At 64.9% G+C, this 18,353-nt stretch carries 17 protein-coding genes, 1 pseudogene and 1 riboswitch; of the genes and pseudogenes, 16 read left to right on the top strand and 2 right to left on the bottom strand.

Features of this window, described 5'->3' with window-relative positions; genetic code table 11:
• The first annotated feature begins 9 nt into the window (after positions 1–9).
• The 8 genes and pseudogenes from GUY30_RS01695 to GUY30_RS01660 all read left to right on the top strand — a co-directional run bounded on the left by GUY30_RS01695 (position 10) and on the right by GUY30_RS01660 (position 7,863).
• Positions 10–687 (top strand): HAD domain-containing protein, encoded by a 678-nt coding sequence (locus GUY30_RS01695; protein ID WP_167193575.1) that lies wholly within the window; start codon positions 10–12, stop codon positions 685–687.
• Positions 684–1,466 (top strand): glutamate racemase, encoded by a 783-nt coding sequence (locus GUY30_RS01690; RefSeq protein ID WP_167193573.1) that lies wholly within the window; start codon positions 684–686, stop codon positions 1,464–1,466. The genes GUY30_RS01695 and GUY30_RS01690 overlap by 4 nt, the downstream gene beginning before the upstream one ends.
• Positions 1,467–1,562: 96 nt before the next feature.
• On the top strand, positions 1,563–2,609 hold the full coding sequence (locus tag GUY30_RS01685) for a slipin family protein (RefSeq protein WP_208091466.1): 1,047 nt from the start codon (positions 1,563–1,565) through the stop codon (positions 2,607–2,609).
• An 85-nt stretch (positions 2,610–2,694) separates the two neighbouring features.
• Entirely contained in the window at positions 2,695–3,291 is a 597-nt protein-coding gene (locus tag GUY30_RS01680; RefSeq protein ID WP_167193571.1) for an HdeD family acid-resistance protein, read from the top strand.
• A 379-nt stretch (positions 3,292–3,670) separates the two neighbouring features.
• Positions 3,671–5,173: an inorganic phosphate transporter gene (locus GUY30_RS01675; protein WP_167193569.1), complete on the top strand. Its 1,503-nt coding sequence runs from the start codon at positions 3,671–3,673 to the stop codon at positions 5,171–5,173.
• Between the two features lie 469 nt (positions 5,174–5,642).
• Positions 5,643–6,431: pseudogene (gene erm / locus GUY30_RS01670) on the top strand (23S ribosomal RNA methyltransferase Erm); the annotation flags it as partial.
• Between the two features lie 481 nt (positions 6,432–6,912).
• Positions 6,913–7,122, top strand: a complete 210-nt coding sequence (locus GUY30_RS01665; RefSeq protein WP_167193565.1) for a hypothetical protein — start codon at positions 6,913–6,915, stop codon at positions 7,120–7,122.
• Positions 7,123–7,196: 74 nt separating this feature from the next.
• A riboswitch (SAM riboswitch) is annotated at positions 7,197–7,307 on the top strand.
• Between the two features lie 43 nt (positions 7,308–7,350).
• Positions 7,351–7,863 (top strand): hypothetical protein, encoded by a 513-nt coding sequence (locus GUY30_RS01660; protein WP_167193563.1) that lies wholly within the window; start codon positions 7,351–7,353, stop codon positions 7,861–7,863.
• Between the two features lie 36 nt (positions 7,864–7,899).
• On the opposite strand, the gene GUY30_RS01655 is transcribed toward GUY30_RS01660, so the two are convergent.
• Positions 7,900–8,568, bottom strand: coding sequence for a metal-dependent transcriptional regulator (locus GUY30_RS01655; protein ID WP_167193561.1), 669 nt, complete (start codon positions 8,566–8,568; stop codon positions 7,900–7,902).
• Positions 8,569–8,699: 131 nt separating this feature from the next.
• On the opposite strand from GUY30_RS01655, the gene GUY30_RS01650 reads away from it, so the two are divergent.
• The 5 genes from GUY30_RS01650 (at position 8,700) to GUY30_RS01630 (ending at position 15,806) form a co-directional block, all read left to right on the top strand.
• On the top strand, positions 8,700–9,245 hold the full coding sequence (locus GUY30_RS01650) for a hypothetical protein (protein ID WP_167193559.1): 546 nt from the start codon (positions 8,700–8,702) through the stop codon (positions 9,243–9,245).
• A gap of 176 nt (positions 9,246–9,421) precedes the next feature.
• Positions 9,422–11,680, top strand: coding sequence for a choline BCCT transporter BetT (gene betT, locus GUY30_RS01645; protein WP_167193557.1), 2,259 nt, complete (start codon positions 9,422–9,424; stop codon positions 11,678–11,680).
• Positions 11,681–11,872: 192 nt separating this feature from the next.
• Complete coding sequence (locus tag GUY30_RS01640; protein ID WP_167193556.1) at positions 11,873–12,994, top strand: hypothetical protein; 1,122 nt, start codon at positions 11,873–11,875, stop codon at positions 12,992–12,994.
• Positions 12,995–13,118: 124 nt separating this feature from the next.
• Positions 13,119–14,207, top strand: coding sequence for a hypothetical protein (locus GUY30_RS01635; protein ID WP_167193554.1), 1,089 nt, complete (start codon positions 13,119–13,121; stop codon positions 14,205–14,207).
• A 3-nt stretch (positions 14,208–14,210) separates the two neighbouring features.
• Positions 14,211–15,806, top strand: a complete 1,596-nt coding sequence (locus GUY30_RS01630) for a lipase maturation factor family protein (RefSeq protein ID WP_167193552.1) — start codon at positions 14,211–14,213, stop codon at positions 15,804–15,806.
• A 29-nt stretch (positions 15,807–15,835) separates the two neighbouring features.
• On the opposite strand, the gene GUY30_RS01625 is transcribed toward GUY30_RS01630, so the two are convergent.
• Positions 15,836–17,104, bottom strand: a complete 1,269-nt coding sequence (locus GUY30_RS01625; protein WP_228281591.1) for an Nramp family divalent metal transporter — start codon at positions 17,102–17,104, stop codon at positions 15,836–15,838.
• Between the two features lie 85 nt (positions 17,105–17,189).
• Here GUY30_RS01625 and GUY30_RS18140 point away from each other — a divergent pair, with 85 nt between their 5' ends.
• The 3 genes from GUY30_RS18140 to GUY30_RS01610 are packed head-to-tail and all read left to right on the top strand — an operon-like array spanning position 17,190 to position 18,195.
• Positions 17,190–17,597: a TetR/AcrR family transcriptional regulator gene (locus GUY30_RS18140; RefSeq protein WP_167193549.1), complete on the top strand. Its 408-nt coding sequence runs from the start codon at positions 17,190–17,192 to the stop codon at positions 17,595–17,597.
• A complete protein-coding gene (locus GUY30_RS01615) occupies positions 17,507–17,842 on the top strand; it encodes a hypothetical protein (protein WP_167192990.1) in 336 nt (111 codons plus the stop codon). Before GUY30_RS18140 ends, GUY30_RS01615 begins: the two co-directional genes overlap by 91 nt.
• Positions 17,839–18,195, top strand: a complete 357-nt coding sequence (locus GUY30_RS01610; RefSeq protein ID WP_101545914.1) for a DoxX family protein — start codon at positions 17,839–17,841, stop codon at positions 18,193–18,195. Before GUY30_RS01615 ends, GUY30_RS01610 begins: the two co-directional genes overlap by 4 nt.
• Positions 18,196–18,353 lie beyond the last annotated feature (158 nt).

Here is an 18,353-nt window from a genome sequence, read left to right as displayed (position 1 = left end):
GAAGGAATGATGGCTGCAGCATCCTCAGCGCCTGTGTCGGCGCGCAGGCAGGCTCGCCATGTCACTGTCTTCCTCGATGTCGACGGCGTCCTCAACTCCTACCCGGTTCCCAAGCTGCGCGGCATGGCCGAGGGCCGGAAGAAGCTGCACGCGTGGCACTACGAACTCCACTACCGGCCGTCCGTCGTCGAATTCTTCGACCGCATCGTCGAAACCCATGAAGTCGACGTCGTGTGGCTCTCGACCTGGTCGCAGCGATGCAAGTCCGAACTCGAACCGAAGTTCGGTCTGCGCAATTCCTTCGACGTGATCGAAATGCCCGATGAGACCCACAATCGCTTCGCTCACGATCCGCAGCAGTGGTGGAAAGCTCGTGCCATGGAGGACTGGCTGGCCACCCACGAACACGGGCGTGCGATCTGGATCGACGACGACCTGGCCTGGCCGGCCACCCGCGAGTACTTCCTCAAGCACTACTCGCCTAACCGCCTCAAACTCATCGCCCCGGACTTCGCCCACGGCCTGACGAAAGCCCATCTCAAGGAGATCCGGGAGTTCGCCTACCCGTGGACTGGCGTTCCGAAGACCGGCGACACCAAGCCCGGCGGCCCGAACGCAGGCGACCCGACGACCACCAAGTCGAAAACCAACCACTCGACGACATCCGACCCGAAGGGAACTTCATGACGCGCATCGGCCTGCTCGATTCCGGACTCGGACTCCTCGGCACCGCCGACGCACTGTTCAACCTCGCTCCCGACGCAGATCTCGTCCTCGCGATGGACCCGGATTTCACCCCGTACGGCAGCCTGAGCACCGACACTCTCGAACAGCGGGCCCTGCATTCGGCTGGGGTGCTCGCCGAATGGGAACCCGATGCCATCGTCATCGCCTGCAACACCGCCTCGGTGCAGGCCCTCGAAGCCGTCCGCGCCCGCTACGAACCGACCATCCCCGTCATCGGCACCGTGCCTGCGGTGAAGATGGCCGCCGGCACCGGCCAGGACTTCGCTATCTGGGCGACACCGGCGACCACGGGCAGTGAGTATCAGCAGAACCTCATCGACTCCTTCGCCGCGGACCTGCACGTGGCCAAGATCGCCTGTCCCGGACTGGCCGAGGCCATCAACGCCGCCGATCTCAATAAGATCGACACCGCCATCGAGGATGCCTTCACTCAGATGGGCCCCGGCATGGAGACCGTGGTGCTCGGCTGCACCCACTACGGACTCGTCGCCGACCGGATCATGGCCGCCCGAGCCGGAGCCCTCACCGTCTTCGACTCCCCCATGCCGGTGGCCAAACAGACGCTGCGCCGCATCGGCCTCGAACCCGCCGGAGTCGGCGAGGATCAGCCGGGCACCGGACGCGTGCTCGCAACCTTCGCGTCCGGCCGACGCGTCAACCTCCCTCAAGCCCTGGATGCCTACCCCGCCGGCAAACGACTGCTCGCTAGAGAAGCCTGAGTACGCACCGTCCACATTCCCTCAGAGCCGGGTCTTTCCGCGCCGCGCAGGCGTAACATGGAGCAGACAGTCAATCGTCAAAGGAGGCGATTCGACATGTTGGCGCTCAGTATCCTCGCCGCACTTGTCGCACTCGGAGCAATCACGCTGGGAAACAGCCTGAAGATCGTCAAGCAGTATGAGCGCGGGGTGGTCTACCGCCTCGGCAGAGTCAACGCCGAGCCCCGTCCGCCCGGAATGACTGCGATCGTCCCCTTCGTCGACAAGCTCGAGAAGGTCAACCTCCAGATCGTGACAATGCCGATCCCCGCGCAGGAGGGCATCACCCGCGACAATGTCACCGTCCGCGTCGACGCCGTCATCTATTTCAAGGTCGTCGACCCACGCAAGGCCGTCGTCGACGTCGAGGACTATCAGCTCGCCGTCGGCCAGGTCGCCCAGACGTCGCTGCGTTCGATCATCGGACAGAGCGAACTCGACGATCTGCTCACCAACCGCGAACGCCTCAACCAGGGTCTGGCGATCATGATCGACAGCCCCGCCGTCGACTGGGGCGTCCACATCGATCGCGTCGAGATCAAGGACGTGGCCCTGCCGGAGACAATGAAACGCTCGATGTCGCGCCAGGCCGAAGCCGAACGCGAACGCCGATCCCGCGTCATCATCGCCGACGGTGAGCTGCAGGCCTCGAACAAACTCGCCAAGGCGTCCGAGGCCATGGCCCACACCCCGTCCGCCCTGCAGCTGCGCCTCCTCCAGACCATCGTCGAGGTGGCCGCGGAACGGAACTCGACCCTGGTCCTGCCCTTCCCCGTCGAGTTGCTCCGCTTCCTCGAGAACAACACCCCGGCGGCTCCTCCCACCACTGAGGCGGGAGCGAAGTCGACCACGGAAGCAGGAGTCACACCCACCACGGACACCCCCGCCGAGGCGGCTGACCGGACTGAATCGGGCACGACGTCGAGTCCCCCGGCCGACCTCGACGCCATCGTCCATGCCATGTCCGAATCGTTCAAGCTCAGCGGGCTGATGCCCGAGCAGGAGCGCGTCACCTCGGACATGCCGGAGCAGGAGCGGACCACCTCGGATTCGGCCGCACGGTCCGACACTGCCGACCATGAGGAGCACTTCGGGCACGCCTGAACCTGCCCGCCTCACCCATCTCCTGCCCGCCGACCTCGCCCGCCGTCTTCAGCGTCTGTCCAAGGCCGAGGACTAGGCTGTGCGCATGGACCTCAAGCGCACTGGAAGAACAGTCATCGTCAACGGCGTCATCGCCCTCGTGATGGGTGCGCTGATGATGGTCTGGCCAGGCACCTCCGCCGAGGTGGTGGTGCGGATCTTCGCCTGCTGGCTCGCCGTCATCGCCAGCTCCTCCCTCGTCTTCGCACCGCAGGGAGGCCGCACCGGCAGCATGGTCACACGCGCGGTCCTGCTCATCCTCCTCGGTGCGCTCATCTTCTTCACCCCGATGCTGTTCGCCTCCATGGTCACGGTGCTGACTGGATTCGCAATCATCTTCTTCAGCTTCCTCGCGCTCACCATGTCCTTCTTCATCCGTCGGATGGGCGTCAGGACCTGGTGGGCGCTCACCGTCATCGGCGTCCTCGGCATCATCCTCGGCGGCTTCTTCCTCTTCGCACCGGGCGCCGGAGTGACCGCGCTGATCTTCACCCTCGCCGGGTTCATCATCCTCGTCGGCATCGCCCTCATCGCTCTCGGCCGTCGACTGCGCAAGGTCGACAGGCAGATGAAATCCGACCCTCACCGCAACCGTCCCGACGACGACGGCGGCGATGTCATCCGCGGGGAGATCATCGACTGACTCCGGCCGCCTCGGCGACCTTTCCCCCTTTTCGACAGAGCCCGGATCCGCATAATTGCGGATCCGGGCTCTCTCACATACCCGCTGCTCACCGATTCGCGCACCGAAGTCGGACCGAAGTGGTCATTGTCACAACATGACTTTCGATCTCCGGCACACCCAAGCGCCCGCTGCGCAAAAGCCCGCTGATATAGCACCTGACCTGGAACATCGCGTGAACACACGGCAAAACCTACCGATTGTGCATGAGCATTTCGTGGGCCTCGGAATCGGAGTTAACCGTCTATTCACTTTCGCCGTAACCTGGCGGTCATTCGACCTGCGAATCATGGAGGCAGACAGACACCGCCTCATCGACTGAATCCCGCTAGGAGAACGAATGACCCAGGTTCTGGCCCCGGAGCGCCACACTCCGCCGCCTGCCGTCGGCCGCAGCAACGACTGCCTCTGGCATCTGGCCTTCGGCGGACTGCTGGCGATCACCCTCATCGCCTTCACCCTGTGGTCCTTCGACTTCGTGGGCCGGGACGCACCCCGCATGGTGCTCATCACCACGGTCATCTTCGGTGCCTTCATGGCCTTCAACATCGGCGGCAACGACGTCGCCAACGCCTTCGGAACCTCCGTCGGCGCCGGCACCCTGACGATGAAGCAGGCACTGCTCATCGCCGCAGTCTTCGAGGTCAGCGGCGCGCTGCTCGCCGGCGGTGACGTCACCGATACGGTCAAGAGCGGAATCGTCGACCTCAGCGGGGTGGCGATCAACCCGATGGACTTCGCGTTCATCATGATGGCGGCCCTCCTCGGCGCGGCCGTGTGGCTGCTCGTGGCGACTCGGATGGGTTGGCCGGTGTCGACGACGCACTCGATCATCGGCGGCATCATCGGCGCGTCTCTGACGATCGGCTTCGTCACCGGCAGCGGCGGACTCGCCATGGTGCAGTGGTCCGAGGTCGGTCAGATCGCGATCTCCTGGGTGCTGTCCCCCGCCCTCGGTGGACTCGCCGCTTTCGTCATCTACGGCGTGATCAAGAAGTACGTACTCGGCAAGGCACTGTCGCACACGCTGAAGCCGCACATGCTCGCCCCGGTCTCCGCTGCTGAGGGATCCGTCGATGCACAGATCGACGCCGCCACCGAGGATGCCCCCACCGGCGAAGGTTCGATCGGTACGCATTCGGCCCTGCAGCGCTGGGTTCCCCTCATCGCCTCCGCCGGCGCGGTCATCATCACCGCGATGCTGCTGTTCAAGGGTCTGAAGAACCTCGACATGAGCGTGACCACTGTCGGCGGTCTGCTCATCATGGCGATGATCGGCGCGGCCGTGTGGCTGGCTGTGTTCGTCTTCGCCAAGACCCTGCGCAAGCAGACGGTTCCCCGCGCAACCTACATCCTGTTCTCCTGGATGCAGGTGTTCACGGCCTCCGCGTTTGCCTTCAGCCACGGCTCGAACGACATCGCCAACGCCGTCGGCCCCTTCGCCGCCGTCCTCGATGTGCTCCGCACCGGCAGCATCAGCGGCGAGGCGACCGTGCCGTTCGCGGCCATGCTCACCTGCGGCATCGCCCTCATCGTCGGTCTCTGGTTCATCGGCCGCAAGGTCATCGCAACCGTCGGCACGAACCTCACCGAGATCCACCCGGCTTCCGGCTTCGCCGCCGAGCTCGCGGCTGCGGGAATCGTCATGGCCGCCTCGGTGAGTGGCCTGCCGGTGTCGTCGACGCACATCCTCATCGGTGCGATCATCGGTGTCGGACTGGTCAACCGCTCGGCGAACTGGAAGCTCATGAAGCCGATCGCGCTGGCGTGGATCATCACCCTTCCGGCCGCCGCTGTCATCGGTTCGGTCGGCGTCATCGCTCTGCGCACCCTGATGGGCTGACCCGCTGACACGAACGCCCACAGGTGTTCACCGGACCACGTTCGAGACATCATTCCGAACGGATCCGACCTTCCGCCCCGCCGACTTCCACGCGAAGTCGGCGGGGCGTTTTCCATCCGAGCCCTGGTCTCGGCAAAGCCCCCTGTGCTATCTTGTTCGACATGGGTACATTGAACAGCAGCGCAGTGACTGCGCCTTGCTTCTACATTCGTCACCGCAGCGCCTGACAGCGCGCCTGACGAATTCTTCTGCGATCGGCTGACCGACGACGGTCACCCTGATCTGCTCTGCAAGCGCGTTGTCCTCCCGGAGAGCCCTCGGCATCCGGGCGATGCGGCAATCGGCTGATCCCTTTCCGATTATCTGACCACGTCGATCACCACGATCGAGCGGGTCATCGCGAATCGATCTGACTCACCATCATTGCGCTGCCTCGGGTGCCTCCATCGTCTTTTTGGAGCACATCCCATTGCGACCCCAGAACTCACGAAGCCGTTCGACTCATCAGCGTTCGACCTCACGGTCGACGCACGGCGGGCGGCACGAACTCGGCCAGAATTTTCTGCGCTCACCCACCACCATTTCAACGATTGCGAGCCTGACTCGTTCCACCTCCGGACCGATCATGGAGATCGGTCCCGGCGACGGGGCAGTGACCGCCGAGCTCTACCGGCTCGGACGAGAGCTCACACTCGTCGAGATCGACGAAACGAGGTTGGATCACCTTGAAGACACATACCCGCGGGCCGAGGTCCGGCACGCCGACATCCTGACCACCCGGCTCGACCGGCCGGTCATCGTCGGCAATCTGCCGTTCCATCTCACCACTCCCATCCTCCGCAGGCTGCTGCGTTCCGGACGCTGGCAGCGGGCGATCCTGCTCACCCAATGGGAGGTGGCCCGCAAACGCGCAGGAATCGGCGGTTCGACCATGATGACCGCGCAATGGGCCCCGTGGTTCGACTTCCGCCTCGTCACACGCGTCCCCGCCGATGCGTTCACCCCGAAGCCCAGCGTCGATGGCGGCATCCTCACCATCGATCGCTGTCCCACTGGATCGATCTCGGCCAAGGCTCGATCCGATTATCAACAGTTCGTCCGTTCGGTCTTCACCGGTCGCGGGCGAGGAATGAAAGGAATCCTCTCGAAGATGAGCATCACCGATCACCGCACTCTGCAATCGACCATGGACCGCAATGGCATCCGAGGAGACACCTTGCCCAAAGACCTCACCCCCGACCAGTGGACCGGACTGTTCACCGAACTGGCCGCCGAATCCGACCAGAAGAACTTCGGCGACCGGACGAACGCGAAGACCGCGAAACAACCGAAGAATGCGAAGAAGGGAAAGACCATGCGAAACAGCAAGGCACCCAAACAGAACCCCATCACCGAGGCGGCCCCTCAGACACCGTTGATCACCGGGGAGATGCCCATCGTCGGTGCGCAGAAGGCGAACGAGAAGCTCCAGGCATCCATCCCGGGCGCCGATTCCAAGGCGAAGAGCCATGACAAGGGCCATCTGCAGGCCGAACGCGGTTTCATGAACCAACATCAGAAGCCGCAGCAGCCCCAGCCGAGGTGGAATCTGCCGCGCAGGTGAGAGTCCAGTGCGCCGGTCCGACGTCTCCCCGTCGGACCGGGACGCGGTCATCTTCTCCGGAAGTTCATCTTCGCCGACTGCCGGCGCTCGTAGACTGAAAGCAGCGAGAGCGCATTCGGTCGAGAGGTGAGCCGGAATGGACAAGAACCACGGCACTCACATCAGACGCTTCATCAATGGATGGTGTCCCGGCTGCGAAGAGAGCAGCAGCCTGACACCGGGTCGACTCAGCGCCGACGGGACAATCGAGTTCCGCACCTGTGTCGACTGCGGAGAAACAGTCGAGGACCACGACCCCCGATTCTGGTCATCGGCGGCCGACGCCGACGAGGAAGGACTCGTCTAGATTCCTCCGCGGCGCACCCGCAGAAATCGCCACCACACAGGTCATGTCAGACCCTCCGTCTACACTGAAATCACGTTCGCGAGTTGTGGCCATCGGTACCTGGCCGGCCACACGGCAACCCGTCATCGACCGGGTGCCCCAGGGGAAGAACGGGCCCGTGTCAACCGTTCGGGCAAGCTTCGATCCGGGTCAGCGCTGCCGAAGCGCGCCCGAGAAGGACGGTGTGCCATGTCCGCAGACTTCGACAACGACTCCGCCGGCTCCCACAACGACGCCGAGAACCGCCGCAGGGCCGCTGAACAGTGGCCGGGTTTCGACCCCGAGGAGGCCCTGCACTGGTCGAAGGTGCTCCTCCACCACTCCCCCGACCCGCAGCGTGCCGGCATCAAAGCCCAGATGAGCTCGGCGATCAAACGGGGCATCCCGATTGCCGGACCCGGCTGGGTGAGCACGGCCGATGCCGCGCGCAGCGATGGCTTCACACCGGTGCTCTATCAGACCCTGTTCGAAACGCTGCGAACCATTCCGAAGACGGCGTTCCGGTCCCACCCGTGGCATCGACAGAACAGGCACGGAACCTACCTGCCCGGCACCCCGTATGAATCCGAACTCTGGGGCGACTGGCCGAAGCTCTTCCTCGCCGAAGGCTTCGACGCCCACGCGGCCACAGCGCTGACCCTGCTGCGTGCCGAACCGAAGTTCCCCCGCCCGCGCACACGCGGCGAAGGCGAGACTGCCTGACCCAGCGCGGCGAACGCGAGACTCCGGTCCCGCCCGTCACCTCGCCGCGGCCGCATCCAGATATACGGCCGCGGCGAGCGCGGCAGCGATCGTCTCCCGCCTCCCGCCGATGTCCACGGTCACCGCGTCATCGGTGCGATCGACGACAACGAGCGCGACATCGGGAAGCACACCCGCCTCGGCGAGCTCGCCCAGAACAACAGGATCGGCGTCGGAGACCCTCAGCACCGCATAGGACCCGGCGGCCGCCTCGGCGAGGAGGGTCGGAGTATGGGAATCGACGGCACCATCGGCACCCGGGATGGGATCGCCGTGCGGGTCGGACGCCGGGTGGCCGAGGAAGGCGTCGATGCGGTCGATGAGCCGATCCGAGGCGGCGTGCTCGAGGATCTCGGCCTCATCGTGGACCTCGTCCCAGCCGTACCCGAGCGACTTCACAAGGAACGTTTCGATGAGCCTGTGCCTGCGCACCATCGACAGGGCGATTGCCTTGCCCTGCTCGGTGAGCACGGGCGGACGGTAGGGCACGCGTGTGATGAGACCGAGTTCGTCGAGTCGTTTGAGCACCTCGGTGACATTGGCCTTCGTCGTTCCGAACCGCTTCGCGAGCTCGGTGGCCGTCATTGGATCCCCGCCCCATTCCTGGGCCGACCAGATGGCCTTGAGGTAGTCCTGACTGACCTCGGAGACTTCACCTGCACGCATGCCCCCAGTATCCCATGGACGCATCGGCCCGCCCGGCACTTCACCCGAAGTGAGTGATCGGGCACAGATGTTCCCAAACGATTACGACCGACCCACCCCATCGCCGAGGCGGCCCTGCCAGAATCACATTCATGACCTCCCATTCCCTCCCCTCCGACCCGGTTCCCCCAGCCGACGACGCCGACCGACCGGGGTCGGTTCGGCCCGCCATCCCCGACGGCCCCTCCCTCACAGACGGCTGGTCCCCGTTCCGTGCGCTCCGCCGGTGGGCGAAGGCCCGCAAGTCGGCGTCCCGACCAACAGCACGGCGAGGGGCGCCCACCTCGTTCGACCAGCAGGCACGATCAGGGAGCATCAACGCGGCAGGCCTGTTCCACCGCGGAGAGTTCGAGTATGCGAGGCTGCGGAGCCTGCCGCCGTTCGACACCGATCTGCTTATCCTCACCAACCTGCGGATCATGCGGGTGCGCACTGATGCTCAGGGCTTAGTCGCCCAGCTTTCAGAGGCGGCTACTCGGCAGGTCGGCGGCGTCCGAGCAGAGGAGTTCCGTGGACGCGCGACCGTGACCGTGGAGCTGCATGTCGGATCGTCGATGCGGTTGGAGGAGACCACTCCCGCGGAGGCGCACCGTTTCGTCGACACCGTCAACGAGGTGGCCGCCCGCTCCCGGGCGTGACCGCGCCCGCTCCCTCACCTGACAGCACCTGCTTTCACAGCCTGACCCGGACGCCTCCACCGCTTAGTCAACTTCCTGAAAAGAGGGGGTGATGAATTTGTGAGAAACCTCCACCCGTAGAATAGATCGGGCCCATTTTCGGGCCCTGTCCCTTTTTGTCTACCGGAGGTCAATGCGTGCAGGATCCGAACGAAGAGACGTTGAAGCGCCCAGTCGTCGAACGCGAACGATTCGGCGGAACCGACCGGGCCACGAGAATCAGCAGGGACGTCGACCCCGAGAAGCGCGCTCCGATCGACAGCACAGAGATGAGCAAGGGCCCGGAGGAGCTCTCCGACGAACGCGGCTCCCGGGTCAATTGGCGAGTCTTCATCGTCGCCTCCCTCATCATCCTCGCGTTCTCCGTGTGGGCGATGATGATGCCCGACTCGGCTCAGTCGACGATGAAGACTGTCGTGGACTGGATTGCAGAGAACCTCGGCTGGTTCTATGTCGTCACCGTCACCGTCGTCATCGGCTTCGTCCTCTGGGTGGCGCTGTCCAAGGAAGGCAGCGTCAGGCTCGGCCCCGACCACTCTCGTCCGCAGTACAACCTCTTCACCTGGGTCGCCATGCTCTTCGCCGCGGGCGTGGGCATCGACATGCTCTTCTACTCGGTGACCGGACCGATCACCCAGTACCTCGAACCGGTCAACGCCACAGCCGAATCGGCCGCCGCCGCACAGGACGCCGTGGTGTGGACGATGTTCCACTACGGCATCGCCGGCTGGTCGATGTATTCGCTGCTGGGCATGGCCATGGGCTACTTCGCCTACCGCTGGGGCATGCCCCTGTCGATCCGTGCGGTCCTCTACCCGCTGCTGGGCAAGCGCGTGCGCGGAGCCACCGGTGACGTCATCGACATCTTCGCCCTCGTCGGCACCGTCTTCGGCGTGGCCACCTCGATGGGCATCGGCGTCGTCCTGCTCAACGTCGGCTTCGCCAGCCTCTTCGGACTCGAACAGGGTCTGGCACTGCAGATCGCTCTCGTCGTCGTCGCCGTGGTCATGACCGTAGCCGCCTGCACCTCGGGTGTGGACAAGGGCATCCGTCTGATCTCCGAGCTCAACCTCTGGTCGTGTGCGGCGATGATGCTCTACATCCTCGTCACCGGCAAGACGGCGTTCCTGCTCAACGCCATGGTCGAAAACATCGGCCGCTTCATCTTCACGCTTCCCGAACGCACTCTGTCGACGTTCGCCTATGTCGACGGCGGTTCCGAATGGATGGGCGGCTGGACCCTGTTCTTCTGGGCCTTCTGGCTCGCCTGGGGTCCTTTCGTCGGTCTGTTCCTGGCCCGCATCTCCCGCGGCCGCACCCTGCGTGAGTTCGTCATCGCCGCGATCACCGCACCCGTCATCTGTGACTTCATCATCGTCACGATCTTCGGCAACTCCGCCCTGTCCGAGGTGTTCAACGGCAATGACGAGTTCGCGCAGACAGCCATCGCCTCCCCGGAACAGGGCTGGTACGACCTGCTCGAGATGTTCCCCGGAGCGACGTTCCTCGTCGGACTGGCCACACTGTCGGGTCTGCTGTTCTACCTCACAAGCGCGAACTCCGGTGCCATGGTGATGTCGAACTTCTCCTCCTCGATCCCCAATCCGGAAGAGGACGGCAAGAAGTGGCTGCGCATCTTCTGGGCGCTGGTGACCGCAGTGCTCACGATCGCCATGCTCGTCGCCGGCGGTGTGACGACGATGGAGTACGCGACCCTGATCTTCGCCCTGCCGGTGACGATCATCGCCTACCTCGTCATGGCTTCGTTCTCGAAGGTGCTGCGCATGGAGCGCGCCGAGCGTGAGGGTCGAATCCGTCGTCGCCGCACCACCGCCGCCCACGGTGGACGCACCCCGGAGAAGACCTGGCGTCAGCGTCTGGCCACTCTGCGGTCCTACCCGACGAAGAAGTCCGTCGAACGCTTCGTCGCCGAGGTGGTCGGACCGTCCTTGGACGCCGTGGCCGCGGAGTTCCGCGAACTCGGCTACACCGTCGAGCACCTCCAGACCATGGACGAGGACACCGGCATCACGACGAACACGCTCAATGTCGACATGGGCGAGCAGCGCGACTTCCACTATGAGGCCGCGGCCGTCGAAGCGAATGTGCCGTCGTTCGGTGCCCGCAATGCCCCGCGCGGCGACGACAAGTACCTGCGCATCGAGGTCTTCACCCAGACCGGTTCGGAAGGCTACGACCTCATGGGCTTGAGCTCGCAGCAGATCATCGATGACGTGCTCGACCGGTACGAGAACCACCTGTCGTTCCTCGCCTATTCGCACGAGCACTCCTACCAGTCGGTCGTCACCCCTCCCACACCGCCGACCACGGATTCGATTCCGGCGGTGCCCAAGGATGCCGACGACGTCGAAGAGCTCGAAGCGCCGAAGCACTGAACCATTCCCCACGCCGAGGCGGCCGTGCCCACCCGTGCACAGCCGCCTCGGTGACGGGGTGAGCACAGCGATCGAAGGAGCGGTGACCGATACGGTCACCGCTCCTTCTGTATTCACCGACGGTGTCGGGCGTCCTCAGTGTCGTATGCGACAAGGCGCTGCGAGGCCAGTGAGGCGTGGAAGAATCGAATCATGAAGTTCAGGCACCCGTCCATCGGCATGATCGTCGTCTTCGGTCTGTTCATCGCCGGAATCGCCCTCGTCGCCTTCACCTCGACGAATGCGGGAGTCGCGTCGAAACACAGCCCCGACGATTTCGGAGGCGACCCCTACTTGGCGCCGTCCGTGATCTTCGGAATCCTCCTCACCGCGCATGCTGTCGCAATCGCGGCGCTGGCCATCGTCAGCGGAGACGATCATCCCGACCACGCCGAGACGGATCCGCACACTCCACGGCAGCCGGAGTCGTTCACCAGGTTCGTCCGCGCCCCGCTTCCACGAGTCCTCCTCACCGGACCGATCTGGGCCATCTGCTCATTGGCCGCGCTGTTCATCGGCCATACCTATGCCGCAGACCCAGGGGCGCCGGGAACGGTATGGGGCGACCTCACCGGCAACCCGCTGTCCGCTCTGTCGATCGTGTTCTTCTGCTGGGCGACAGCGAATATTTCCCTCGCCTGGTCGTCTCTGGCCGAAGCGTTCAACCGGGATCGCCGCTCAGCTTCGCTCACGATTCTCACCTGCGGGCTCGGCCTGGGGTGTCTGACGGCCGGCCTCTTCGGCTATTTCGGACTCGCCACATTTCCGACGATCATTGCGTTTCCGCTGGGTGTGGTCTGCCTGATCCTCTCGACCTCACTGCTCATCCCGCTCAGATGGTGGGCGGTCAGGCGAGTCGACCGATTCGACTCCGGCAAACGGCCATCTGCCGAAAGCCGACGGGGATTCGGTCGAACCCCTCAGCCGCCCGAGGACGCCCTCCAGCCCGGCGAGCGGGTCCTGACCAGCTACCTCGGCGAGACCCCGGACGCCCATTCGAATGGCGGCGCCTCCGACCCGCAGGTGCTCGTGTTGACCGACCGACGAATCTTCCGTGCTTCGATCATTGCGCCGGGGCACACGTTCGTCCTCGAACAGGCCGAGCCCGGTCAGCTGAGCGGCGGCGCATCGGAACGTCGCAGCAACCACGTGATCACGACGGTGCTCTTCAACGGCCGGCAGCCGATGAGCGTGACAGGCGGCACCGAGGAAGCATCTGGTCGCTTCGCCGAGGCGATCACCGTCCTCGCCCGGACGGGCCGTCTTCCCCGCTGATCCGGCATACTCCTTCGACCAGACTTGTAGTTCCGACGCAACGGATCCGGAACATCTCAGCACCCATGGCTCGCAGAGTTCCTGCGAGGATGGAGGTATGAATAGGGACAGACGCTCTAGGGGCATGACTCTCGTGTTCGGGATCGGATTCGCCGTCTTCGCCTCGATTCCGTTCTTCCTTGCCAATGCCGGTATCAATCCGCTCCGCAAGCATGTGCTCAGAGGCATCAACCCGGACCAGGCGCCGAGCATCGGGATCCTGGTCCTGTTCTTCTTCTCGGCCATCGCCGCCTTCGCCTTCTATGAGGACAAACCGCCCGCTGGCAGCGATGCCGCCCGTGCGCAGCAGGCCGCGGATCCGCATGGAGTGAAACGCAGACAGCCGCCCACCGCTTTCGTCCGGAATCCATGGCCTCGAGTGTTCGCCGTCGGACCGGTATGGGCCGTCTGCGGAGTCATCGCCGCATTCGTCTGGCACGCCTTCGCTAAGGACTCCGGCATTCCCGGAACCGTCTGGGGCGACCTCACCGCATCGCCTCTGCCGGCCTTCGCCCTGCTCTTCGGACTGTGGGCCACGGTCAACTTCAGCCTCGCCCTCGGAGCGATCGCCGACGCCTTCCACCGCACGCTCTGGGCGGTCTTCCTCATCGTCTCTGTGCTCATCGCCATCCTGGCCATCACCATCGGCGTCGTGGCATCGAACATCCTCACGGTGTCACCGCCGGCAGGGCTGGCAGTGGCCGCCATCTGCCTCATCATCACAACGGTCGCACTGGTCCCGGCCCGCCTGTTCGCCGTCGCCCGAGCACGCGTCACCAACAGGATCGATGCGGCCCACGAGGCTCGACTGCAGTCTCTGCTGATGACTCTCGCCCCAAGTGAGAACCTCATGCTCCACTTCGCCGATAGGGATAACCCGACCGGGCAGATTCTCGCCGCCACGAACCAGCGACTCCTCCTGGCCGCACCCACCGGCACCGGAACCGGGTCCGCCCGACCGGGCCCGGTCCGCATCCTCGACCAGGCACATCCCGGACAGCTGCGCGGAGCCAGCACCAAGTTCCGCCCAGCCGGACACACCACCTCGGTGCACTTCCGGGACCGTCCGGACATGGAACTCGTCGGCGGGGACCCGAGCGAGGCAGACACGTTCACCGAAGCACTGACCGCTCTGGCCACGACGGGACGTCTGCCGCAGGAGGAGGAGACTTAAGCCATGGAACTCAGCCAGGTGGTCGCTCTGCTCACCGCCGGCGACTACACGATCTCCCGTGAGATCATCCAACGCGGCTTCGGCGTGCTCTTCTTCATCGCCTTCGCCTCCGCGTTCAACCAGTTCCCTGCACTCCTCGGCGAGCGGGGACTCACCCCCGCCCCGCGCTTCATCGCTCTGACCTCGGCCCGGCAGGCACCGAGTCTCTTCCGGTGGAAGCGGTTCTCGTATTCGGACCGACGGCTGCGCCTCGTCTGCGTGATCGGAATGGTCCTGGCCGCCTCGGCGATCATCGGTCTGCCTCAGGCCGGACCGGCATGGATGCCGATCCCGGTGTTCTTAGGCGTGTGGGCGCTGTACTTCTCGATCGTGTCGATCGGGCAGCGCTTCTACGGCTTCGGCTGGGAATCGCTGCTGCTCGAGGCAGGGTTCCTCATCGGGTTCCTCGGCTCTCACGAGGTGGCCCCGACCCTGCCGATGATCCTGCTGCTGCGCTGGTTCGTCATCCGCATCGAATTCGGTGCCGGAATGATCAAGATGCGCGGGGACTCTTCCTGGCGTGACCTCACCGCCATGGACTATCACCATCAGACGCAGCCGATGCCGAACTCGCTGAGCCGCCGCGCCCACCTCATGCCCGGCTGGTGGCACAAGGGTGAGACCCTGGGCAGCCACATCGTCCAGCTCGCCGCTCCATGGCTGCTGTTCCTGCCTCAGCCGATCGCGTCGTTCGCCGCCGTTGCCATCATCATCACCCAGCTCGCGCTCGTGGTCAGCGGCAACTATGCGTGGCTGAACTGGGCGACGATCCTGCTCGCCTGCTCCGGAATCAGCGACACGTTCTTCCGGTGGATCGTCGGCGGCCCCTTCCCCAGATGGGGTTGGGACTCCGTGACCGCATTCTTCACCGATCACACCGGCACCGAGGTGGTCGACCCCGCCGCTGCCGCTGCACCGGTCGAGGCCCTGCCGCTCTGGTGGCTGATCGTCGTCCTCGTGTTCGTCGCGTGGCAGGTGTGGCTGAATGTGCCGGCTGTGCGGAACCTGTTCTCAGCTAATCAGCTGATGAACGCGAGCTTCAATCGACTCGGGCTCGGCAACGCCTATGGTGCATTCGGGTCGATGACCGAGACCCGCAACGAGATCATCATCGAGGGGTGGATCGACGACTCCGGTGCCGGCTCTGGCTCCGGCGACGACAGCACCGACTCCGACGCTGGGGGCCCGGACGCCGGTTGGCGGGAGTATGCGTTCAAGGGCAAACCCGGTGACGTGCACCGGCGCGGTCCTATCATCGCGCCTTATCACCTGCGGCTCGACTGGCTCATGTGGTTCGCCGGTCTCGGCGACTACCGGCAGACCTGGTTCACCGAGCTCGTGCGCAAGATCGGCTCCGGAGACCCGCAGATCCGCCGCCTCATGGGTCCCGACCCCTTCGACGGACGAACGCCGGACCTCGTCCGCGTCCGCGTCTTCACCTTTCGCTATGCCACCCGCGCCGAGCGCCGCGCCGCGAAAGCTGCAGGAGAACCGAAGCCGTGGTGGGTGCGCTCGGACCCGCGGATCCTCATCCGTCCGATTGACCTGCGTCAGGGCTGAGCGGCAGTGCACGGCCGCCTCGGCGAGGGTCACTCCACCCCGAGAGCCAACAGAACGATGAGGACGACGTTGAGTGCGATGATGAGCGCCGAGGCGGCCGCCGCGATGATCGTGATCCATCGCGCGTTCGCGAATTCGCCCATCACCCGGCGACTGTTCGTGAGCCTGACCAGGGGAATCATCGCGAACGGGATGCCGAGGCTGAGCACGACCTGGCTGAGCACGAGCGCCCAGGTGGGGTCGACTCCGATGGCGAGGACGACGAGTGCCGGGATCATCGTGAACGCGCGCTGCCACACGATCGGAAAGTTCACGCGCAGCAGGCCCTGCATGATCGACGCGCCCGCATAGGATCCGACGGCGCTCGAAGCCAGCCCCGAGGCGAGGAGTCCGATGCCGAAGAAGAGGCCGACGACCTCGCCGAGGTTGGCCGTGACGACCGCGTGCGCACCTTCGATGGTGTCGGTGCCGGTCTGGCCGCGCAGTGCCGCGGCAGCCAGCAGGAGCATCGCGATATTCACGGAACCGGCGACGACGAGGGAGAGGACGACGTCCCAGCGGTTGGCGCGCAGCAGCTGCCCAGTCGTAGCGGTCGCATTGTCACGATGCCGGTCGACCGACAGCGCTGAGTGGAGGTAGATCGCATGGGGCATGACGGTGGCGCCGAGCATGCTCGCGGCCAGGACCACGGAGTTCGTGCCCTCGAGCCGAGGCACGATTCCACCTGCGGCTTGCCCCCAATTCACATCCCCGACGAACAGGCCTGCTAGAAAGCCGATGGCGATGATGACCAGAAAGCCGATGATGACGAACTCGAAGGGACGCTGACCGCGGGTGGATTGGATCGAGAGCAGGAACAGCGACACCACGCCGACGATGACACCCCCGAGGAGGAGCGGCAGGTCGAAGAGGATCTTCAGCGCGATCGCGCCGCCGATGACTTCGGCGAGGTCGGTGGCGATGGCGACGACCTCGGCCTGCCCCCAGTACGCGAGTCGGCTTCGCTTGCGGAGGCGATCACCGAGCAGACTCGGCAGCGACTGCCCGGAGACGAGTCCGAGCTTCGAGGACAGGTACTGGACGAGAACGGCGATGAGGTTCGCGGCCACGAGCACCCAGGCGAGGAGGTACCCGTACTCCGCACCGGCGGTGAGGTTGGCCGCGACGTTGCCCGGATCGACATACGCGATGGCCGCGACGAAGGCCGGGCCGAGGAGCACTGCCGTGGAGATCTTCTTCCGGCCGTGCTTCTTCCGCCCGCGCTCGCGGGTGCGCACCGATGAGGAATCGACGTTCATAAAGTTAAGGTACATTAACTTTCCCGTTGCGGGCAACACCACACCGGGTCTGGAAAGTGAACACGGAAGGGCTTAGGGTTCGAGCATGGTCAGTGAACACGTTCAATCGAGGTCGGGCAAGCGCCGGCAGACCGAGGATCGGATCATCGGTGCCGCCGCCGAGCTGTTCCTCGAATATGGCTTCAAGGCCACGACCATTCGGGCAGTCGCGAAAACTGCCGGCGTGTCGGTGGGCAGAGTGATGTCGGTCGGTGATAAGGACGTCATCCTCGTCCGGTGCTTCGATCGGTGGATCGGGCAGCTGCAGAACGGGAGGTACACGCCACCGGCGCGACGCACGAGCCTGTCGCGTCGGGAAACGAACGCCGGCGCAACAACGGGCCCGCCCCGACCATCCTCGGCGTGCAGCGTCATCTGCTCGAACTCTTCCTGCCCTTCCTCGAATTCTTCGCCGAACACGAGGATCTGTCCCGCGACTATGCGGCGGCGATGATGCGAGTCAAGGGCGAGCCGGAGGTGTTCAACGCTCTCGCCGTGGACCTGCAGAGCCGCCTGAGCGAGTCACTGGTCTCGATCGGGATCAATGAGGACCACGCACGGGCCAGCGCCGCGGCTCTCTACGATTCCTACCTGGGCATCCTCTTCCGGTGGGCGGCGACGACGATGGGTCTCGACGACGCCGTCGAGGCGATGCTCGCGAGCATCGTCTTCCATACGAGAGTCAGGAGCTCGCTGTGACGCTCCTGCCCGAACCGGTCTGGCCGGTCATCGTCCTCGCGGTCATCGTCTTCGGCGACGGCCTGCTCACCTTCCGTCCCCCGCGGGCGATCGCCGCCTGCCTCGACGGGGTCGGCTTCCCGCGGGAGTGGTGGTGGGTACTCGCCGTCGTGAAGTTCCTCGCCGCGGCCGGACTGGTGACGGGGATCTGGATTCCCGGGCTCGGCGCAGCAGCCGCGGCGGGCCTCGTCGTCTACTTCCTCTGCGCCGCTGCCGCTCACCTGCGAGCGAGGTATGTCGGTCGGGATTTCTGGCTCAATTGTCTGGGAATGCTCGTCGTCTGCATCGCGGTGCTCGTGTTCTGCTTCCTCTGAATATCCCATGTCTCAGTCCGGAGAATTCTTCTCCCACATCCCGCACCTCGATCCCGTTTTGGCCTAGAGTCGAAGTACGGCACCGGCGCCTCCTTCGGCGCTGAGCCGTCCGGCAGAATTGCTGACCTGCTCGGTGATGGTGCCGAGCCACCCGGCAG

Origin of the sequence: Brevibacterium pigmentatum (assembly GCF_011617465.1) — a bacterium.
In the GTDB taxonomy this organism is placed as follows: domain Bacteria; phylum Actinomycetota; class Actinomycetes; order Actinomycetales; family Brevibacteriaceae; genus Brevibacterium; species Brevibacterium pigmentatum.
The sequence above is the reverse complement of the archived record's forward strand: the minus strand, read 5'-3'. Positions and strand labels throughout refer to the sequence as shown.